This window comes from Desulfurella sp., from assembly GCF_023256235.1.
GTDB lineage: Bacteria > Campylobacterota_A > Desulfurellia > Desulfurellales > Desulfurellaceae > Desulfurella.
In genome coordinates this window covers 51,430-53,085 of sequence record NZ_JAGDWY010000089.1, presented here as the reverse complement: position 1 = coordinate 53,085, position 1,656 = coordinate 51,430, and the positions used below count along the sequence as shown (strand labels likewise).

The 1,656-nt window shown below is 34.5% G+C and carries 2 protein-coding genes and 1 pseudogene; all 3 read left to right on the top strand.

From position 1 onward, the window contains the following. The first annotated feature begins 20 nt into the window (after positions 1 to 20). Entirely contained in the window at positions 21 to 764 is a 744-nt protein-coding gene (locus Q0C22_RS09705; protein ID WP_291494230.1) for a hypothetical protein, read from the top strand. 19 nt (positions 765 to 783) lie between these two features. Beyond that, positions 784 to 1,158 carry a Fur family transcriptional regulator gene (locus Q0C22_RS09700; protein WP_291494228.1) on the top strand — a complete coding sequence of 125 codons (375 nt, stop codon included), beginning with the start codon at positions 784 to 786 and terminating at the stop codon, positions 1,156 to 1,158. Beyond that, positions 1,159 to 1,656 (top strand): annotated as a pseudogene (locus Q0C22_RS09695) (hypothetical protein); the annotation flags it as partial. It abuts the gene before it with no gap.

Here is a 1,656-nt window from a genome sequence, read left to right as displayed (position 1 = left end):
TGTTTATTATGGGGTAGAAGATGAAGAGGATTGATGCAAGTAATCTTAAATACAATGTTTTAAATGATATAATAAGGCGTGTAATTGAAGAAGGTGAAAATAAAATTATAATTGATGGTGTTTGCGGACAATACTATATTGGTTGTGGTATAGCAAAACCCGTAGAAATAGTAATTAACGGCGTACCAGGAAATGATTTAGGTGCATTTATGGAAGGACCCACCATTATTGTAAACGAAGATGCTCAAGATGGTATAGGTAATACGATGAGTTCCGGAGAAATAATTATTCATGGTAACGCAGGCGATGTATTGGGCTATAGCATGAGAGGTGGTTCAATATTTGTCAAAGGCAATGTTGGCTATAGGGCATGTATTCACATGAAAGCCTACAAAGAAGATGTAAGCCCAACAGTAGTAATAGGCGGTTGCGCCGGTGCTTTTATGGGTGAGTACATGGCAGGCGGCACACTAATACTGCTTGGACTAAATAGGGATAAGAAACGCTTGACTGGTAATTATTTAGGTACAGGTATGCATGGTGGAGCTATTTTTGTAAGACAAGACGTAGATGAATCGCTTTGCTCTCACGAAGTGCTATTAAGCGAGCCTGACGACAAAGATATGCAAAAAATCTTAATAAATGTAAAAAAGTTTTGCGATCTTTTTGGTTTTGATTGCGATAAGATAATAAAAGATGAGTTTGTAAAAATCACGCCGAAAAGTAAAAGGCCCTACGGAAATTTGTACATCCCGGGACCTTAAATATTAGGAGGTTAAACACATGAGAAAAAATACAAAACAGCGTGCCATGGTGTATGAAGAGCTTAAATCCCGCTATGACCACCCAACGCCAGAAGAGATTTACTACTCAATAAAGCCAAGATACCCAAAGATCTCTATAGCAACGGTTTATAGAAATTTGCGTATTTTGGCAGAAGAAGGCAAAGTAATAGAGATAAAAAGTGATAAAAACATTTTACGCTATGATGCAAAAACAGAACCGCACTATCATTTCAAATGTACAAAGTGCGGGGCTGTGCTGGATTTAGACATACCATATAATAAAGCTTTAGATGAAGAATTAAACAAAAAAGGTTACAAAGTTGATTACCATTCTACGATATTTTACGGTTTGTGCCCAAATTGCGCAAAGTAAATGGATCAAAATCACGAGTTTTTTGAATTAAAAGATAAAATTTTATACTTAAAAGGCAAGTGGGTTGTTGAAAATGCAAAAGATATTCAAAAAAAAATTTCGAATTTTGTTGGTTTTGAGCGTGTCGATATCTCGCTAGTTGATGAGATAGACACATTTGGTGGACTTTTAATATTACAAAGTTTTGATAAATCAAAGTTAAGTGGTAAAAATGAAAAAGTAGAAAGTGTACTTGAGCTTGTTTTAAGCAATCTTGCTAAGATCCCACAGGTAAAAAAGAAACCCTTTTTGTTGCGCTTTAGCAATTATTTGGAAAAAAAACTTAAAGACTATCTGTTTTTTTTGAATTTTTTAGGCAAATCAACAATTGATTTTATTTCAAAAATTTCGGATTTTGAATTTCGTACTTTTATAAAAGATATACAAAGCATGGGTGTGGGTGCAATTGGCATTGTAGGTATTTTGTCTTTTTTAATTGGTCTTGTTATCGCATATCAG

Coding starts and splice junctions, on each gene's coding strand:
- Q0C22_RS09705 (WP_291494230.1), top strand. CDS start 21: ATGAAGAGGATTGATGCAAGTAATCTTAAATACAATGTTTTAAATGAT.
- Q0C22_RS09700 (WP_291494228.1), top strand. CDS start 784: ATGAGAAAAAATACAAAACAGCGTGCCATGGTGTATGAAGAGCTTAAA.